15 protein-coding genes are annotated in these 16,916 nt (G+C 52.5%); 5 read left to right on the top strand and 10 right to left on the bottom strand.

The annotated features are described in order from the left end of the window. Window positions 1–82: 82 nt before the first annotated feature. From selA to aldB, 5 genes are all read left to right on the top strand, one after another. Window positions 83–1,474, top strand: a complete 1,392-nt coding sequence (selA, locus tag C4F37_RS06470; RefSeq protein WP_000206248.1) for an L-seryl-tRNA(Sec) selenium transferase — start codon at window positions 83–85, stop codon at window positions 1,472–1,474. Then, the gene (gene selB / locus C4F37_RS06465; RefSeq protein WP_001540055.1) at window positions 1,471–3,315 is read left to right on the top strand and encodes a selenocysteine-specific translation elongation factor; all 1,845 of its coding nucleotides are present in this window, start codon (window positions 1,471–1,473) and stop codon (window positions 3,313–3,315) included. Before selA ends, selB begins: the two co-directional genes overlap by 4 nt. A 190-nt stretch (window positions 3,316–3,505) precedes the next feature. Further along, window positions 3,506–4,657 carry an L-threonine dehydrogenase gene (gene yiaY, locus C4F37_RS06460; RefSeq protein WP_000741493.1) on the top strand — a complete coding sequence of 384 codons (1,152 nt, stop codon included), beginning with the start codon at window positions 3,506–3,508 and terminating at the stop codon, window positions 4,655–4,657. Between the two features lie 129 nt (window positions 4,658–4,786). Further along, the gene (locus C4F37_RS06455) at window positions 4,787–6,082 is read left to right on the top strand and encodes a Fic family protein (protein WP_000985736.1); all 1,296 of its coding nucleotides are present in this window, start codon (window positions 4,787–4,789) and stop codon (window positions 6,080–6,082) included. Between the two features lie 107 nt (window positions 6,083–6,189). Next, on the top strand, window positions 6,190–7,728 hold the full coding sequence (gene aldB / locus C4F37_RS06450; protein ID WP_001540054.1) for an aldehyde dehydrogenase AldB: 1,539 nt from the start codon (window positions 6,190–6,192) through the stop codon (window positions 7,726–7,728). 46 nt (window positions 7,729–7,774) lie between these two features. Here aldB and araD read toward each other — a convergent pair whose 3' ends face one another. The 10 genes from araD to yiaK all read right to left on the bottom strand — a co-directional run bounded on the left by araD (window position 7,775) and on the right by yiaK (window position 16,753). Further along, a complete protein-coding gene (gene araD, locus C4F37_RS06445; RefSeq protein ID WP_000893156.1) occupies window positions 7,775–8,470 on the bottom strand; it encodes an L-ribulose-5-phosphate 4-epimerase in 696 nt (231 codons plus the stop codon). Beyond that, window positions 8,464–9,324, bottom strand: coding sequence for an L-ribulose-5-phosphate 3-epimerase (locus C4F37_RS06440; protein WP_001304968.1), 861 nt, complete (start codon window positions 9,322–9,324; stop codon window positions 8,464–8,466). The genes araD and C4F37_RS06440 overlap by 7 nt, the downstream gene beginning before the upstream one ends. After that, a complete protein-coding gene (ulaD, locus tag C4F37_RS06435) occupies window positions 9,317–9,979 on the bottom strand; it encodes a 3-keto-L-gulonate-6-phosphate decarboxylase UlaD (protein WP_000089504.1) in 663 nt (220 codons plus the stop codon). The genes C4F37_RS06440 and ulaD overlap by 8 nt, the downstream gene beginning before the upstream one ends. Beyond that, window positions 9,976–11,472, bottom strand: a complete 1,497-nt coding sequence (gene lyxK, locus C4F37_RS06430) for an L-xylulokinase (RefSeq protein WP_001540052.1) — start codon at window positions 11,470–11,472, stop codon at window positions 9,976–9,978. Before lyxK ends, ulaD begins: the two co-directional genes overlap by 4 nt. Window positions 11,473–11,475: 3 nt before the next feature. Beyond that, the gene (gene yiaO, locus C4F37_RS06425; RefSeq protein WP_001540051.1) at window positions 11,476–12,462 is read right to left on the bottom strand and encodes a 2,3-diketo-L-gulonate TRAP transporter substrate-binding protein YiaO; all 987 of its coding nucleotides are present in this window, start codon (window positions 12,460–12,462) and stop codon (window positions 11,476–11,478) included. Window positions 12,463–12,474: 12 nt separating this feature from the next. Beyond that, window positions 12,475–13,752, bottom strand: a complete 1,278-nt coding sequence (gene yiaN, locus C4F37_RS06420; protein ID WP_000153839.1) for a 2,3-diketo-L-gulonate TRAP transporter large permease YiaN — start codon at window positions 13,750–13,752, stop codon at window positions 12,475–12,477. Window positions 13,753–13,754: 2 nt separating this feature from the next. Further along, window positions 13,755–14,222, bottom strand: a complete 468-nt coding sequence (yiaM, locus tag C4F37_RS06415) for a 2,3-diketo-L-gulonate TRAP transporter small permease YiaM (protein ID WP_000821446.1) — start codon at window positions 14,220–14,222, stop codon at window positions 13,755–13,757. A 113-nt stretch (window positions 14,223–14,335) separates the two neighbouring features. After that, on the bottom strand, window positions 14,336–15,256 hold the full coding sequence (locus C4F37_RS06410) for a DUF4862 family protein (protein ID WP_000856282.1): 921 nt from the start codon (window positions 15,254–15,256) through the stop codon (window positions 14,336–14,338). Window positions 15,257–15,278: 22 nt separating this feature from the next. Further along, the gene (locus C4F37_RS06405; RefSeq protein ID WP_001540050.1) at window positions 15,279–15,743 is read right to left on the bottom strand and encodes a YhcH/YjgK/YiaL family protein; all 465 of its coding nucleotides are present in this window, start codon (window positions 15,741–15,743) and stop codon (window positions 15,279–15,281) included. 11 nt (window positions 15,744–15,754) lie between these two features. Next, window positions 15,755–16,753 carry a 3-dehydro-L-gulonate 2-dehydrogenase gene (gene yiaK / locus C4F37_RS06400; RefSeq protein WP_000869018.1) on the bottom strand — a complete coding sequence of 333 codons (999 nt, stop codon included), beginning with the start codon at window positions 16,751–16,753 and terminating at the stop codon, window positions 15,755–15,757. Window positions 16,754–16,916: the final 163 nt, after the last annotated feature.

Below are 16,916 nucleotides of genomic sequence, written 5' to 3'. Positions count from 1 at the left end.
CCTGACCCATCTCACGTTACAATCCGTGGTTATGTTAAACGCCCTTCTCCGTGTGAGAGGGCCTTGATCAGCCAGGTTTCCTATGACAACCGAAACGCGTTCCCTCTATAGTCAACTTCCGGCTATTGATCGCTTATTGCGCGATAGCTCCTTCCTTTCTTTGCGTGATACTTATGGTCACACCCGCGTGGTAGAATTGCTGCGTCAGATGCTTGACGAAGCGCGAGAAGTGATTCGTGATAGCCAGACGCTGCCCGCATGGTGTGAAAACTGGGCGCAAGAAGTCGATGCCCGTCTGACGAAGGAGGCGCAGAGCGCGCTGCGTCCGGTGATCAACCTGACGGGAACCGTGCTGCATACCAATCTTGGGCGAGCTTTACAGGCGGAAGCTGCGGTGGAAGCCGTTGCGCAGGCTATGCGTTCGCCTGTGACCCTCGAGTACGATCTGGACGACGCCGGACGCGGACATCGCGATCGGGCGCTGGCGCAGCTGCTGTGCCGCATTACGGGAGCGGAAGATGCCTGTATCGTCAATAACAATGCGGCGGCGGTGTTATTGATGTTGGCGGCCACTGCCAGCGGGAAAGAGGTGGTGGTATCTCGCGGCGAACTGGTGGAGATTGGCGGCGCGTTTCGTATTCCTGATGTCATGCGTCAGGCAGGCTGCACCCTACACGAAGTGGGGACCACCAACCGCACGCACGCTAATGATTATCGTCAGGCGGTGAATGAAAATACCGCGCTGTTGATGAAAGTACATACTAGTAACTACAGCATTCAGGGGTTCACCAAAGCGATAGATGAAGCGGAACTGGTGGCGCTCGGCAAAGAGCTGGATGTTCCCGTAGTGACTGATTTAGGCAGTGGCTCGCTGGTTGATCTTAGCCAGTACGGTTTGCCGAAAGAGCCAATGCCGCAGGAGTTGATTGCGGCGGGCGTCAGTCTGGTGAGCTTCTCCGGCGACAAGTTGTTAGGCGGGCCGCAGGCTGGAATTATTGTTGGTAAAAAAGAGATGATCGCCCGCCTGCAAAGCCACCCGCTGAAGCGTGCATTACGCGCGGATAAAATGACCCTCGCGGCGCTGGAAGCCACGTTGCGTCTTTATTTACACCCTGAAGCACTGAGTGAAAAATTACCGACCCTGCGCCTGCTTACCCGCAGCGCAGAGGTCATTCAAATCCAGGCACAACGTTTACAGGCCCCCCTTGCCGCACATTACGGCGCGGAGTTTGCGGTACAGGTTATGCCATGTCTTTCGCAGATTGGCAGTGGTTCGCTGCCGGTTGATCGCCTGCCGAGCGCGGCATTAACGTTTACACCCCATGATGGACGCGGTAGCCACCTTGAGTCATTAGCCGCCCGCTGGCGTGAATTGCCAGTGCCGGTGATTGGTCGTATTTATGACGGACGATTGTGGCTGGATTTACGCTGCCTTGAAAATGAGCAACGGTTTTTGGAGATGTTGTTGAAATGATTATTGCGACTGCCGGACACGTTGACCACGGCAAAACAACCTTATTGCAGGCGATTACTGGCGTAAATGCCGACCGTCTGCCGGAAGAAAAAAAGCGCGGCATGACCATCGATCTCGGCTATGCCTACTGGCCGCAGCCGGATGGCCGTGTGCCTGGTTTTATCGACGTACCCGGTCATGAAAAGTTTCTTTCCAACATGCTGGCGGGCGTTGGTGGTATCGATCACGCGCTGTTGGTGGTGGCGTGCGATGACGGCGTGATGGCACAGACCCGTGAGCATCTGGCGATTTTGCAGCTGACCGGTAACCCGATGCTGACAGTGGCGCTGACCAAAGCCGATCGCGTGGACGAAGCGCGTGTTAATGAGGTTGAACGCCAGGTAAAGGAGGTGCTGCGGGAATACGGTTTTGCTGAGGCAAAACTGTTTATCACCGCAGCAACCGAAGGTCGGGGAATTGATGCCCTGCGCGAGCATTTGCTTCAGTTACCAGAACGTGAACACGCCAGCCAACATAGTTTCCGCCTCGCGATCGACCGTGCATTTACCGTAAAAGGTGCCGGGCTGGTCGTCACCGGTACGGCGTTAAGCGGGGAAGTGAAGGTAGGCGATTCACTCTGGCTGACTGGTGTAAATAAACCGATGCGCGTGCGTGCGCTACATGCGCAAAATCAGCCAACAGAAACTGCCCATGCCGGGCAGCGTATCGCGCTTAACATCGCGGGTGATGCGGAAAAAGAGCAGATTCACCGTGGTGACTGGCTGCTTGCCGATGCGCCGCCGGAGCCGTTCACACGGGTGATTGTCGAGCTTCAAACCCATACACCGCTGACCCAGTGGCAGCCGCTGCATATTCACCACGCCGCCAGCCACGTTACGGGACGCGTTTCGCTGCTGGAAGATAACCTTGCCGAGCTGGTGTTCGACACGCCGCTATGGCTGGCGGATAACGATCGCCTGGTGCTGCGCGATATCTCGGCCCGCAACACGCTGGCGGGGGCGCGTGTGGTGATGCTTAACCCGCCGCGTCGCGGTAAGCGTAAGCCGGAATATCTGCAATGGCTGGCGTCTCTTGCACGGGCGCAGAGCGATGCCGATGCGTTATCTGTTCATCTGGAACGCGGAGCGGTTAACCTTGCAGATTTCGCCTGGGCACGGCAGCTCAACGGCGAAGGGATGCGCGAACTGCTGCAACAGCCTGGCTATATTCAGGCTGGTTATAGCTTGTTGAATGCGCCGGTTGCCGCCCGCTGGCAGCGGAAAATTCTCGACACATTAGCGACTTATCATGAGCAACATCGCGATGAACCTGGTCCTGGGCGAGAACGTCTGCGACGTATGGCGTTGCCAATGGAAGATGAAGCGCTGGTACTGTTGCTGATTGAAAAGATGCGCGAAAGCGGCGACATCCTCAGTCATCACGGTTGGCTGCATCTGCCGGATCACAAAGCGGGCTTCAGCGAAGAGCAGCAGGCCATCTGGCAAAAAGCAGAGCCGCTGTTTGGTGACGAACCGTGGTGGGTGCGTGATCTGGCAAAAGAGACGGGAACCGACGAGCAGGCAATGCGCCTGACGCTACGCCAGGCGGCGCAGCAAGGAATTATTACCGCGATCGTTAAAGATCGTTATTACCGTAACGATCGGATTGTCGAGTTTGCCAATATGATCCGCGATCTCGATCAGGAGTGTGGTTCAACCTGCGCGGCGGATTTCCGCGATCGCTTAGGCGTAGGCCGCAAGCTGGCAATTCAGATTCTGGAATATTTTGACCGTATTGGCTTTACGCGTCGTCGTGGAAATGATCATTTATTGCGCGACGCATTATTATTTCCGGAAAAATAAGGAAATGATTAATTCATAATAAATATGAATTAATACAAAATTTATTATTAATGTTAAGAAGGCACGTTATTTGATGAATGTAACGTGCTTTTTATTAAAAATATTTTAATAAACGGTAATGTTGATCATATTTTCAAATGAAAATCCTCAGTAAGCTGCCCGCCCTTTTTTACACTTTCAGGAGTGTGTTATGGCAGCTTCAACCTTTTTTATTCCTTCCGTGAATGTTATTGGTGCTGATTCATTGAATGATGCAATGAATATGATGGCAGATTATGGATTTACCCGTACCTTAATTGTCACCGACAACATATTAACGAAATTGGGTATGGCGGGTGATGTGCAAAAAGCACTGGAAGAACGCAATATTTTTAGCGTTATTTATGATGGCACCCAACCTAACCCCACCACGGAAAACGTCGCTGCAGGTTTGAAATTACTTAAAGAAAATAATTGCGATAGCGTGATTTCTTTAGGCGGTGGTTCTCCACACGACTGCGCAAAAGGTATTGCGCTGGTTGCAGCCAACGGCGGTGACATCCGCGATTATGAAGGCGTTGACCGCTCTGCAAAACCGCAGCTGCCGATGATCGCCATCAACACCACGGCGGGTACGGCCTCTGAAATGACCCGTTTCTGCATCATCACTGACGAAGCGCGTCACATCAAAATGGCGATTGTGGATAAACATGTCACTCCGTTGCTTTCTGTCAATGACTCCTCTCTGATGATTGGTATGCCGAAGTCACTGACCGCCGCAACGGGTATGGATGCCTTAACGCACGCTATCGAAGCGTATGTTTCTATTGCCGCCACGCCGATCACTGACGCTTGTGCACTGAAAGCCGTGACCATGATTGCCGAAAACCTGCCGTTAGCCGTTGAAGATGGCAGTAATGCGAAAGCGCGTGAAGCAATGGCTTATGCCCAGTTCCTCGCCGGTATGGCGTTCAATAATGCTTCTCTGGGTTATGTTCATGCGATGGCGCACCAGCTGGGCGGTTTCTACAACCTGCCACACGGTGTATGTAACGCCGTTTTGCTGCCGCATGTTCAGGTATTCAACAGCAAAGTCGCCGCTGCACGTCTGCGTGATTGTGCCGCTGCAATGGGCGTGAACGTGACAGGTAAAAACGACGCGGAAGGTGCTGAAGCCTGCATTAACGCCATCCGTGAACTGGCGAAGAAAGTGGATATCCCGGCAGGCCTACGCGACCTGAACGTGAAAGAAGAAGATTTCGCGGTTCTGGCGACTAATGCCCTGAAAGATGCCTGCGGCTTTACTAACCCGATCCAGGCAACTCACGAAGAAATTGTGGCGATTTATCGCGCAGCGATGTAATCATCATTTCCACAACGGCTGGCGAGTTGTCAGCCGCTTTTTCAACTATCTCAAAACTTGCTTTTTTTGAGATAGTTTCTCTTTCCTGCTATACACTATCTCAATATTGCGCTTTTTTGAGATAAGCACATGGCTATCAAATCACCTCCCGGACTTATTCCTTTATCACACTTATCGGGTGAGGAACTCCTGGCCCACCTGCGCTTTAACCGGGTTACCGATGAAAAAGGACGTTATCTGCCTTTTGATGAGTTGCAGTACCGCATCAAAAAAGGAGAAAACGTCGATGTGGCGTGGACGCTTACCCGTCTGGCGCGCAACGCGGCGATCCAACGAATTAATTATTGCAATGAAGCGGGTGAACAGGCCGGATTCAACATTACCCCGGTGATTGCAGAAGCGTGCGAGCTTGTCGACAAACGTGCTACCGCGCTGGCGCTGAAAGATCAGACTGAACGGTTACGCGGGGCCGGAGCCGAGTTAAGCCAGTTACGCCTGGAAGAGCCGATCACCAGCTCCCAGCTGGAAGGTGCGAATACTACAACGCTGGTGGCGAGAAAAATGCTGGAAACAGGGCGGTCGCCACGCACTGAAGACGAGCATATGATTGCGGGAAATGCCCGGCTGATGGCGGAAATTCCGCACTTACTCGCAGAACCGCTGACACCTGCGCTTATTCGCCAGTTACATGCCATTGGTATGGGTGGAATCAATGACGCGAAATATCGTCCGGGAGAATTTCGTGAAACAGATGATGTTGTGATCGCCGACTATGATGGCAATATAGTGCATCAACCGCCCGCTGCGGCATTGTTACCGGAACGGCTGGAAAAAGTTTGCCAGTGGTTAAACAGCCATGAAGGGTATATTCATCCGTTGGTCCGTGCCTGCATTCTGCATTTTATGCTGGCCCATGAACATCCGTTTCGGGATGGCAACGGGCGCACCAGTCGGGCGCTGTTTTACTGGTATATGCTGAAATCGGGCTACGATGTCTTTAAATATATTTCCATCAGCCGTTTGCTTCATGCTGCACCGGTCAAATATGCCGCCAGCTACCAGTACACTGAATCAGATGGTATGGATCTGACTTATTTCCTTGAATATCAGGCGGGTGTCATTAAACGTGCTCTGCAAAACTGGCAGCAGCATATCGATGAAATTACACAACGAAGCGCAAAACTCGATAGTGTGCTGTTTAGCTCTGGTGTGCTTAAACGCCTGAATCCGCGCCAGGTAACGCTCCTGAATGTGATGCTCGCCAATCCGGGGAAAGAGTACACAGTTGCTGAAATTAGCGCGAGCTTGGGCGTCTCTGATAATACGGCTCGAGCTGATTTACGGACAATTGTTAAAGAAGGGTTTGCGCAAGAGAAGAAAATTAATGACCAGCAAGCCGTGTACTTCGCGCATTATCCGCTGTAACCCTTGCCCGTAAATTCGTGATAGCCGTCGTAAAGCTGTCACCGACTGGCGAAGATTTCGCCAGTTACGTCTACCCTTGTTATACCTCACACCGCAAGGAGACGATCATGACCAATAATCCCCCTTCAGCACGTGTTCAGCCCGGCGAGTATGGTTTCCCCCTCAAATTAAAAGCCCGCTACGACAACTTTATCGGTGGCGAATGGGTAGCGCCTGCCGATGGCGAGTATTACCAGAACCTGACGCCGGTGACCGGGCAGCTACTGTGCGAAGTGGCGTCTTCGGGCAAACGAGACATCGATCTGGCGCTGGATGCTGCGCATAAAGTGAAAGATAAATGGGCGCACACCTCGGTGCAGGATCGCGCGGCGATTCTGTTTAAGATTGCCGATCGAATGGAACAAAACCTTGAACTTTTAGCGACGGCAGAAACCTGGGATAACGGCAAACCCATTCGCGAAACCAGTGCTGCCGACGTGCCGCTGGCGATTGATCATTTTCGCTATTTCGCCTCGTGTATTCGGGCGCAGGAAGGTGGGATCAGTGAAGTGGATAGCGAAACCGTGGCCTATCATTTCCATGAACCGTTAGGCGTGGTGGGGCAGATTATCCCGTGGAACTTCCCGCTGCTGATGGCGAGCTGGAAAATGGCTCCCGCGCTGGCGGCGGGCAACTGTGTGGTGCTGAAACCCGCACGTCTTACTCCGCTTTCTGTACTGCTGCTAATGGAAATCGTCGGTGATTTACTGCCGCCAGGGGTGGTGAACGTGGTCAACGGCGCAGGTGGGGAAATTGGCGAATATCTGGCGACCTCGAAACGCATCGCCAAAGTGGCGTTTACTGGCTCAACGGAAGTGGGCCAACAAATTATGCAATACGCCACGCAAAACATTATTCCGGTGACGCTGGAGCTGGGCGGCAAATCGCCAAATATCTTCTTTGCTGATGTGATGGATGAAGAAGATGCCTTTTTTGATAAAGCGCTGGAAGGCTTTGCACTGTTTGCCTTTAACCAGGGCGAAGTTTGCACCTGTCCAAGCCGTGCTTTAGTGCAGGAGTCTATCTACGAACGCTTTATGGAACGCGCTATCCGCCGTGTCGAAAGCATTCGCAGCGGTAACCCGCTCGACAGCGTGACGCAAATGGGCGCGCAGGTTTCTCACGGGCAACTGGAAACCATCCTCAACTACATTGATATCGGTAAAAAAGAGGGCGCTGATGTGCTCACCGGCGGGCGACGCAAGCTGCTGGAAGGCGAACTGAAAGACGGCTACTACCTCGAACCGACGATTCTGTTTGGTCAGAACAATATGCGCGTGTTCCAGGAGGAGATTTTTGGCCCGGTGCTGGCGGTAACCACCTTCAAAACGATAGAAGAAGCGCTGGAGCTGGCGAACGATACGCAATATGGCCTGGGCGCGGGCGTCTGGAGCCGCAACGGTAATCTGGCCTATAAGATGGGGCGCGGCATTCAGGCTGGGCGCGTGTGGACCAACTGTTATCACGCTTACCCGGCACATGCGGCGTTTGGCGGCTACAAACAATCAGGCATTGGCCGCGAAACCCACAAAATGATGCTTGAGCATTACCAGCAAACCAAGTGCCTGCTGGTGAGCTACTCGGATAAACCGTTGGGGCTGTTCTGATGTGAAAGGCTGCCCGGCGTGTATTGCCGGGCACTCTCAGGCATGGCTACTGCCCGTAATAGGCATTGGCCCCATGCTTACGCAGGTAGTGCTTATCCAGCAGTTCGTTTTGCATCGCAGGGAGCTGTGGCGCAAGCTGGCGCGAGAACAGACCCATATAGGCGCACTCTTCCAGTACCACGGCGTTATGCACCGCATCGGCGGCATTTTTTCCCCAGGCGAACGGGCCGTGAGAATGCACCAGTACCGCCGGGATTTGTGCCGGGTTCAACCCACGCTCTTCGAAGGTTTTAATGATCACTTCGCCGGTCTGGTATTCATACTCGCCGTTGATCTCTTCTGCGGTCATCAGGCGCGTGCAGGGGATGGCTCCGTAAAAATAATCGGCGTGAGTAGTGCCCCAGGCGGGGAGATCAAGTCCGGCCTGCGACCAGATGGTGGCGTGGCGCGAGTGGGTATGCACTATGCCGCCAATCTCCGCAAAGCGACGGTAAAGCGCCAGATGCGTTGGCGTGTCGGAAGAGGGCTTTTTGCTGCCTTCCACCACCTTGCCGCTGGCTATCTCAACCACCACCATATCGTCGGCGGTCATTACCTCATACTCAACGCCGGAAGGCTTAATCACCATCCATTGCCGCGTTTCGTCTATCGCGCTGACATTGCCCCAGGTGAACGTCACCAGATGATGAACGGGAAGCGCCAGGTTTGCCGCCAGCACGTCAGCTTTCAGTTGCTCTAACATATAAATCCGGCCTCCTGCATACGCGCTTCAATCCAGCGCCGCGCCTGAATAATCTCCAGCACCGGCTCTTTGGCTTTTTCGGTCCACATTTCAATCAGAAATGATCCGCGATAGTTCAGCTCATGCAGCGTTTTGAAGATGCCAACAAAATCGACACAGCCTTCGCCAAACGGCACATCGCGGAACTGTCCGGGGCTATGTTCGGTAACGGGTTGAGTGTCTTTCAGGTGGATGGCGGCGATACGGTCGATGCCCAGTTTCAGTTCGGCGGGAACATCATTGCCCCAGGCGCTGAGGTTGCCGACGTCCGGGTAGACGGTGAACCACGGCGAGGCGAGCATCTCGTCCCATTTTTTCCATTTGCTGATGGAGTTCATAAACGCGGTGTCCATAATCTCCACTGCCAGCATGACTTGTGATGCCGCCGCCTGTTCGACCGCCCACGCCAGCCCTTCAGCAAAACGTTGCTGGGTGCCTTCGTCGTGGTCTTCGTAATAGACGTCGTAACCTGCCAGTTGAATAGTACGAATGCCGAGATCGCGCGCCAGGCGAATCGCTTTACTCATAATCTCCCGCGCCCGCTGGCGCACGGCGTCGTCCCGGCTACCAAAAGGAAAACGACGATGTGCGGACAGGCACATTGACGGAATAGCAACACCCGTTTCGATCATCGCGGTAACCAGCGAAGTACGTTGTGCGGCGCTCCAGTCAAGACGTGACAACCGTTCGTCGGTTTCATCCACCGACATTTCGACAAAATCAAAACCACAGCTTTTTGCCAGCACCAGCCGCTCCGGCCAGGAGAGATCTTTCGCCAGCGCTTTTTCATAAATGCCTAACGGATGATTACGCACGCTTGCCTCCCCAGATGGAGTCGATTTGCGCATGGAAATCGCCAGCCACTTGCGCCGGATTTGCTGCGCCTGCCAGCGCCCGTCCGGCAATAAACGCTTTCACGCGGATCTCTTTAAACAGCGGCAGGTCAGCAGGGGTAATCCCGCCGGTAATGGAAAGCTCAAGGCCGATATCGGAAAGCGCCTTCATGCGTGCCAGATCGGCCTCGCCCCACTGTTGCCCGCTGGCCTGCGCGTCACGACCACGATGATAAATGGCCTGCCGCACGCCAATACGATGCCAGTCACGGGCATCGTCCAGCGTCCAGTTACCGAATAGCTCGATCTGAATTTCACCACCGCAGTTCTGTGCCATCGCGTGGCCTTTTTCTACCGTGGCGAGCGGCGCGGCGCAGATGATGGTCATCCAGTTAGCGCCTGCGCCAAATGCCTGTTGCGCGAGCGTTTCACCCGCGTCGGCGACCTTCCAGTCAGCAACGATGATTTTGTCAGGGCACTGTTCGCGCAAGGCTTTCACGGCGCCAAGCCCTTCGTTTAAACAGAGAATGGTGCCTGCTTCGACAATATCGACGCTGTCTTTTAACCGCGTCACGTCGCGCTGCGCGGCTTCAAGTGATGAGTGGTCGAGGGCCAGTTGCAGAAGTGGTCGACTCATAATGTGTGCTCCTTGATGCGGGCGTGATAACCCTGAAGTGCGGCAATGAGATGTTGATAGCGTTGGTATTTTTGTTGGTAAAGCTGATGCGCGGCCATATCCGGCAGCAGGGTGCGTACCGGGTGCTGTAAGTCACGTTGGGCTTCGCTGAAATCGCGATAAACCCCGGTACCGACGCGGGCGGCAAGTGCCGCACCAAAGCAGCCGGTTTCTTCCACCTGCGGCAGCTCGATACGCAGACCGCTGACGTCCGCCAGCATTTGCATCCAGACATCGGAGTGCGCCGGGCCGCCAGTGACGCGCAGGGTGTGCACATCAGTAAAACGTTCGCGCATCCGGTTGAGATGAGTCATATGGCTGAACACCACGCCTTCATAGATGGCCTGTAAGAGGTGTGCACGGGTGTGAATGGCCTGCATCCCGTAGAAACCGCTGGTCATTTCGAGTCCGGCGTTGCTGCCGTACAGGAACGGCAGGAAAAAGAGATCGCCACCGGCTTTCGGCAAACTGGCAACGGCCTGATTAATCTCAGCAAATGAGATTTCTCCCCACTGTGCGGTAAACCATTCGAGATTGCCGGAAGAGGTGGGGCTGGCTTCGTGAACGATAAATTGACCATCGTTAACGTAGCGACCATAGACATACGGATGCGCTTCACCGTCACGTAAACCGTGGGTTATGCCGCTGGTCACCGCCCAGGTCCCCATCACCGCATTGAGGGTGAATTCGTCTTCGAGCCCGGCGCAGAGTGCGGTGGAAACCACATCAAACAGGCCGCCGACAACGGGGGTACCCGCTTTCAGACCGGTCAGTACGGCTGTCTGAGCGGTGATTTCCCCGCAGATTTCGGCAGATCCGACAACAGGCGGCAGGGCGTGATTGATTTCAGCGATCCCCAGCCAGTCGGTAAGGTACGGGTCATATTCCCCGCGACCCATGTTGTAGAGATTGGACTCAGAAATATTGCTCTCTTCGCAACCTTTGACGTCGGTTAAACACCAGCGCAGGTAGTCGTGCGTCATCATCACGCAGCCAATTTGCGCGTAGCGTTCTGGTTTGTGCTCTTTCAGCCAGCGTAACAGCGACACCGGATGCCCGGTCCATAAGGTTTGTCGGGTCAGCGGATAGAGTTTTTCCGGGATGCCATCTTTCTGCCAGCGACGAACGATTTCCATCGCCCGGCGATCCGAGGACAAAATGGCGTTACCGAGCGGTTTGTCGTTTTTATCAAGTAGAAATAAGCCCTTTCCCTGCGCGGAGATGCCGATACCGACAATTTGTTCCCCGCTGACGCCAGAATGGGTAAGCAGGGCGCGAATGACAGCAGTGCAACATTGCCACAGTTCTGCCATGTCGCGCTCTGCCCAGCCTGGCTGTGGACTTAATGCGCACAGCGGCAGGCGCTGCACGCCCGCCTCCCGGCCTTCTCGGTCATACAGCCCGGCTTTCAGCCAGCTACCGCCACAATCTAACCCCAGCCAGTATTGCGTCATGGTTTATTGCACCTCATCCACGGCTTTCAGCAGATCAGCACCCTGCGGAACATCTTTAACAAACATGTCACGGACCTGGGTACCCAGCGCATCGCTAAAGGCTTTGCGGTCGAGATCGGTGATGACTTCCACGCCCGCTTCTTTCATACCGTCGATGATTTTTTGCTGATCTTCGGCGACCAGTTTGCGCTGATAGCTACCCGCTTCCTGTGCAGATGAGATCAGTGCTTGCTGGAACTCCGGGGTTAAGCCATCAAACTTCGCTTTGTTGATCACCACCAGAAGCGGCGAATAGGCGTGATGGGTCAGAGAAAGGTACTTCTGCACTTCATAAAATTTTGCTGACCAGACGACGTTGATCGGGTGTTCCTGAGCGTCGATAGTGCGGGTTTCCAGCCCGGTATAGACTTCGGCAAACGGCATCGGGATCGGGTTAGCGCCAAAAACTTTAAATGCAGCGATATTCATCGGGCTGTTGTTGGTGCGGATTTTCAACCCTTTCAGGTCGGCAGGCGTTTTGACCGGTGCACGCGAGTTGGTGACATCGCGCCAGCCGTTTTCCCAGTAGGCCAGTACTTTCAGCCCCTTACCTTCAAGGGAGACTTTCAGGTCATCACCGACTTTGCCGTCGAGCGTTTTATGCGCGTGAGCGGTATCGCGGAACAGGAACGGGACATCGAGCAGGTTGATGACGGGCGAGAGTCCCGTAAAGTTGTTAGAGCCAGACATCTCCATATCAATAGCGCCGCCACGCACGCCGCTGATCATCGCCTGCGCATTACCAAGGGTGCTATCCGGGAACAGTTTTAATTTCAGTTCGCCTTTGGTTTTTTCCTGCAGTAATTCATTAAATTTTTTCGCCGCAATATGTTGTGAATCGGTTTGTGAGGTTTCATAACCGAAACGTAATGATTGTGCCGCCAGAGAAGATGTGCTGAACGTCGCCACTCCGGCAATTAATAAAGCGTAGGTTACAGAACGTAATTTCATTATGATTTCCTTTTAACTCATCCATTTAAGAGGAGCGGTAATGAGCTCCGGTATAAAAATAAATAATGCTAACAACATGAATAAAACCATGACGTAAGGCGCAACGCCTTTTACCGCATCGTCAAATTTAAGTTTCGCCACGCCGCATACCACGTTAAGAACATTACCGACTGGAGGCGTAATCAGTGATATTGAACAGTTGATAATAAACATGATGCCGAAATAGACCGGATCTATTCCCGCTTCTTTCACTAATGGCATTAATACTGGTGTAAGAATTAATACGGTAGGCGTTAAGTCCATGACCGTACTGATCACCATAATAGCGAGCATAATGACGATGAATAATAAGCGAGGCGAATCAACCAACGGTTGTAATAGCTCCGATACCATCATGGGTAATTCGGCGATCGTAATAAGCCATGCAGATACCGCAGCAGAGGCCACCAGGAACATCACCACGGATGTGGTTTTTGCCGCGTTAATCAGCACATGATAAAGCGTGGAGAAGGTCATCTCGCGATAGACCACCACCGAGACGAACAGAGCGTAGAAGGCGGCAACCGCGCCTGCTTCGGTCGGTGTAAATAACCCCGAACGGAAACCGCCAATAATAATTATCGGTAAAAAGAGCGCCCAAATACCGGAAACTAAGGATTGCCAGACTTCTCGCAGTGAGGCTTTCGGCTGACAAGGTAAATTCAGTCGTTTTGCCTGCCACCACCAGGTAACCATCAGCGTGACGCCCATCATGATGCCTGGCGCAATGCCCGCCATAAACAGTTTGCTGATGGAGAGTCCGCTGGAGACGCCGAAGATAATGAGTGGTATGGAAGGCGGGATAATGGCCGCAATAATCCCGCCGGAACCGATAAGCCCGGCGGCGCGGTTTACCGGATAGTTGGCCTGGCGCATCATCGGCACCAGCAGCGCCGCGACAGCTGCGGTATCAGCAACCGCAGAACCGGACAGGCTTGCCATGATCATCGCTGCCAGCACGCCCACGTAACCCAGACCGCCTGGCCTGTGGCCTACCAGTTTCATTGGCAAGTCGACGATACGTTGCGACAGGCCGCCCGCGTTCATGATCTCACCCGCCAGTACAAAGAAGGGGATGGCTAACAGGGAGAAGCTGTCTGCGCCATTTACCAACGTTTGTGCCAGAATTTGCACATCAAAGATATCCATCCAGAACATCAATGAAATGCCGCACAGTAATAATGCCCAGGCGATGGGAACGCCAATTGCGATAGCCCCTAACAAACTGACAATAAATATAAGGATTGTCATCGTCAGGCTCCTTGTTGGTTTCGGCTGGGGGTATTTGTGAACTGCCGGTATAAGTGACGCAATTCCAGCAATGCGATAATCAGACTGGTGGGGATAGCGGCGGCGTACATTAAGCCAACGGGGACGCCAAGAATGGGCGATAAGTTGCTCCAGTCTTGCGCTGTTTTTTCTATAGCGCCCCAGGCCAGCCCCAGACACAGCAATAAAATGAGCGTATGGGTTAGCAGCGAAACACGTTGTTGATTAGCCGGTGAGAGTTTTTCGACTAAAAAAGTAACCTGCACATGGCTGTTGTCCATATAAGCAACGATTGCGCCAATAAAGGTTAACCAGACAAATAAAAGTCGGGATAATTCATCAATCGATAATATACTTGTGTGGAATCCATATCGAAGAATGATATTAATAAAAATAATACAAGACAGTATTGCGATGATGATCGCAAGAATGCCTTCGAGTATCCGTTTCATAACGAGTCCTTCTGGTTATGCAATATTTTTTATGCGCTAATGTTGTTAATATTCGTAATAATTATCAGAAAACGGCTAATTAGATATTCAAAGTGATATATAAGCGGAACTATTTAACGAGATTCATTCAGAGAGTGAATGCCGTTACGTAATATTTCGATGCGATGGTGCACATCAGCCGTCGCATTTATTTCCAGTAGCTTGATGCCAGCAAAATGCAATGTTGACGATTCTGCTACATTAAATAACTCGCGAACATGATCTGTGGTCATCAGGCTTTCTGCGCAGAATGGTGCAAACGGTGCGTGTAAATCCTGCCATTCGCCGTATGCCCCGTTTAGCGTCGTACCAGAGAACATTAACGCGCCGAGTTTTCCGGCTTGTTTCGCCATTTGGGTGTGGGTCAGCGGCAGCGTTGTATTGCGCCCTTCAATGGCAGAGCGCGCCCAGTTGATACAGATGCTGATGTCATAATCGGTAATAACTTCCAGCACATTTTCTAAAGGCAAAAAGCCTTTTCGGGGGGAAGAAGATGTCATGGCGTCGCAGTGTTCCAGCACCAGCTTGCACGGCCAGTCCCAACTGGCGATTTCTTTCAATGAGCGGGCAAAAGCGTCCGTCGCTTGCATAACATTAGGATTCGTTGCTAACGGTGCAGCCTGGAGCTCCAGTGCGAGCACTTTATTAGCCTGCAATGAGTTGATTTTATTGAACAGGTGGCGATAGTACGCCACGCAGGCCTGGCGCTGTTCTTCATCACTGGAGGCGAGACCAAACCCGCTGTTTTCGCTGCGGCGACGCATGGTTTCCATCACTGCGGTGACGACAAATTTCCAGCTCTCTGGCGTATGACGGAGTAACCATTGATCGCCCAGCGGGTGAAAATTTTCCAGGCAAGGTTGTTCCAGCCCCAAAATGTCTGGAGTCTCAGATAATTGTCGCCAGAAATCCTTCTCTTCCTCTTCACTTCTTTGGTGAAAAGAAGGTGCACAGGGATACGCGCCGATAATATAACCGGCATTATTCGTTTTCATTATGTGCTCCAGTAATCATTTTTTATAAAGCAGCGAGGGCCACTTTAACCACGAGCTTGCGTATTGCCGTAGTGGCATTTTTATTACATGCCGGGCGATGAACATCCTGCGGGAAGAAAATAGCGTAGCTGCCCGGAATCATTTCTATAAATGATTCATGTTCACTATCGTGATAAAAAATAATATCGCGCTGCTCTAATAGTGATTCGCTGACTTTATTATTTCCCGTATCAATAGCAATGCCGATTTTCTCTTCACCCCACGCCAGAAACTGAATATCGATATATCGACGATGCACTTCCGGACGGTTTTCTACCGCTTCGCGTGTGGTTAAATCGATAATTTGCGCATAAATATTCTTGCCGTCGATTTCGACAACGCCCGGTTCCAGGGCGTTGAAGTCGATGGTGCGCAGAAAATCGAGCGCCTTTTCAATGGCGGCGGGCAAACGGCACGGATTGGGCTGCGCGATATGTCCAAAAATCATGGCTTATCTCCTTATAACGCCTGGATTTTTGCCCACACGCTGTCATCAACGGTAATACCGTTACGGCGGTTTTCTGCCAGCAGGGTAGTAAATTCGTGGCCGGGTAAACGAATAGCCTGATTTTCGTCAGCACGCTCGGCACTGGTAACGTAATCCATGATGCGTTGCAGTTTGGCATCGCGGGTGGGACCGTCGATAAGCTTGTCCACTTCAATGGCAATAAAAATTTGTGAAATGCCGTATTCGTCGCTGTTGTCCTCGGTGACTTCGGCAACCGATGCGCCGTCAGAAAGGAGGGTAGCGATCATATCCAGCACAATCGACATGCCCGAACCTTTCCAGTAGCCCATCGGCAAAATGCGGCGATTTTTCTCGATAACGCCAGGTTCTTTGGTCAAATTGCCCTCATCATCAAAGCCACCATCTACCGGGAGCTGACGACCAGCCAGGCGATTAACTTCTAACATGCCGTAAGAGAACATCGACATCGACATATCGACCATGGTGATTGGGGTAGAAGGAATGGCGACGATCAGCGGGTTGGTGCCGATGCGACACTCTTTTGCGCCCCACGGCGGCATTACGGCGATGGAGTTGGTCCAGCAAATGCCAATATAGCCTTTTTCCGCCGCCTGCCAGCCGTAGCTGCCGCCGCGCATCCAGTGGTTGGCATTACGTAGTGCCACCAGACCAATACCGTGATCGGCAGCCAGTTCAATGGCGCGATCCATCATCTTTTTCGCTGTCAGGTTACCGATCGAACGCTGGGCGTCCCACTGTTCAATTGCGCCGAGGCTGGTTATACGTTTGGGTTGGGCATCAGGAATGATATCGCCGTTTTCCAGTTGTTGAATGAAACGAGGGAAACGATTAACGCCGTGAGAATAAACGCCGGATTCGGTGGTGCGGGCGAACATCTCTGCACAGGCGTCAGCCGTTTCGTTGTCAACGCCGCGTGAAATTAAGACCCGATTAAAGGCTGCTTTTAACTGCTCAAATGTCACTTTCATCCCAGGCTTCCTTGTTTTTTTGATCGCTTTTTTGGCTTAAAATTTCAATATACGAAACTTGATTTCAAATATATCAATCACTTTTTAACAAAGCAATCTGATTGATGAATTTCAAAAAACTTAAAAATCAAGTGGTTATAAATTATCTGTCGAGATCGTGAAC

Source organism: Escherichia sp. R1 (genome assembly GCF_003000935.1).
In the GTDB taxonomy this organism is placed as follows: Bacteria; Pseudomonadota; Gammaproteobacteria; order Enterobacterales; family Enterobacteriaceae; genus Escherichia; species Escherichia coli.
Note: the sequence above shows the minus strand (reverse complement) of the source record. Positions and strands in the feature narration are given on the sequence as shown.